This is a genomic window from Spiroplasma sp. hy2 (assembly GCF_044714365.1).
GTDB classification, from domain to species: Bacteria; Bacillota_I; Bacilli_A; order Mycoplasmatales; family Mycoplasmataceae; genus Spiroplasma; species Spiroplasma phoeniceum.
Genome location: NZ_RXFZ02000159.1, coordinates 1 through 2,243, shown reverse-complemented (window position 1 = coordinate 2,243; position 2,243 = coordinate 1). Strand labels below are relative to the sequence as shown.

Here is a 2,243-nt window from a genome sequence, read left to right as displayed (position 1 = left end):
TTTAAATAAAAGACATAATTAATTAAAATTATAATTTGCTATTAGTATCTTTTTAAAAATATTTACAATTATTTTAATAGGTTATGCAAGAAGTCTAATTAATTATTATTAATTCATATTTATTTAGGACTGAGTTCTGTCTTTACTATAACCCAATCCTTTTAATTTGCTTTGTAATCTAATTTTATTATAAAATTTAATCTCTCTTCGTGATATTAAAATTGTTATTTCCAATTTTTTATATAAACTTTTTATATAAATGAATAACATTTAATTTAAATTCTTTGTCGCTTGTTTTTTCATATAAAAAGAACATCTTTTTAATAAAGTTTTAACATAATTTTTTATGTTTACTTTATTTTGGATGTTCAAAAAGTATTGATTTCTTAATAATTGACACATTCTTTTTTTGTTTTGCAGCAGCAATTAAAGACCCTATAACATAAACTTAATGATAAATTAAAACTTGATAAATTCAAATTCGTTCTAGTTGTCTTAACAATTTTAAACAATTTTAAATTCAATTGTCTGTAAAAAAACATAACCTGTTTTATTATTTACAGGAACAGGATTAATAAACAAACCATATGAAAATGAATTATAAGCAAAACTTAAAACAAGTTGTGGATAACAATTGTGCGTATCTGGTCTTCAAAAGAAATTAAAAACAAATGAATTTTGATAATTTCCTAAATGCATTCAGCCATTACTAGTTATTGAATTTAAAACTAATTTTAAATCATGTTTGTCGGAAAGATAACGAAAAATAGCACCTATATTAGTAAAAAAAGAAGCACTTGGTTGAAAATTACTAATTTTTTCAGATAACATAGTAAAATCTGCTTTGGTTACATTAAAGACAATTTTATTACTATAAGTTTCAATTTTATAATAATGTCAAAAATTCATTATTTTTTTAGCAAAATCAAATAATTGATTATCAATATATTGTTTCGATGTTAAAACTTTAATTGGTGTTTTTAATGTTATTGCATTAGTTTTATTATTAAATGGTAAATTTTCAATCATAAAATCATTTGGAATAAAAGATGTTATATTCGCTCTAACATAATAATTATTTTTAATTTGAACTTTATTTTTAATATATTTTTGCTCATAAAATTTTAAAAAGTTTTCTGGCGTCAATTTTGTTGGGTCATACCCTTCACCCGCTCACGCCAACACAGAATCTTCTTCTTTTTTAAAATTTCAAGTTGGAGCATCAATACTATAAAAAGTATTAAAAATTAATGTATGATCATTGGCAACAAAATTAATCTTTCTTGAACGTAATTTTTCCGTAATTATTTGTCAAATTGTGTTTGATTGATCAATATTATTAAAATTACGTTTTAACTTTTCAATAATCTGATATTTATACTTACCAAAAAGATCATCAATAAAAGTAACAAAATAATTTGCCATTTTTTGTTGTATATTACTTAGTACTAAAATGTTATTACTAGCAACAACTAAGCTACTAATTGAATCAGGTACTTGTAATTCTTTAAAACTTACTTCATAAGGAATATTAAATTTAATGGTAATACCTTTTATAGTTTGCTTTTTACTTGCCATCATTCTTGCTAAGTTATCAAAATTTACCAATTTTAAAGTAAGACGAATATTTTTCTCATTTAATGATAATGGCAAGATATCATAATAATAGTTTGCATATTGCTTAATAATTTCCTGGTTAATAATATTAAGTTCTTTTTTGAAATCAATAATTAGTTGCTTTAAGAAATTTCACTGATAAATTTCATCACCAACTAACATTAGTTCGCTATTTTTTTGTAACTTTATAAGAAATTCCTGAAATATAGACATTTCATTAGGATAACTATTCATATCAATGTTGGTTTTTGTTTCTCATCAAGATTGAAGTCTTTTTTTTGCTTGTTCTAGAATTGTGTTAATAGTTTCAAGATCTTGATTTAAAGTTATTATTTTGTTATCATCAAAATTCTTTTCATGCATTGAACAACTAATAGTTGTTAAACTAAGACTTCCGCCCATACTAAAAATACTAAAAATAGTTAATAACCTTTTCATCTATTTGCCACCTACCTTGTATAACCTATACTACATAAAAATATTATATCATACTAAATATATAAAATAGTTCCACAATACTTCTTTAATTTTGTCGAAAACTCTTGATGAAATAAAAAAAATCATCAATATGACAATTTGAAAACTAATTTTGTGTAAGATTATGATTTTGCTTTAAATTTTTTAAA

At 22.1% G+C, this 2,243-nt stretch carries 1 protein-coding gene; it reads right to left on the bottom strand.

The features are described from left to right. Positions 1-504: 504 nt before the first annotated feature. Positions 505-2,055, bottom strand: a complete 1,551-nt coding sequence (locus tag EHV01_RS04795; protein WP_422066456.1) for a hypothetical protein — start codon at positions 2,053-2,055, stop codon at positions 505-507. Between the last annotated feature and the right edge of the window lie 188 nt (positions 2,056-2,243).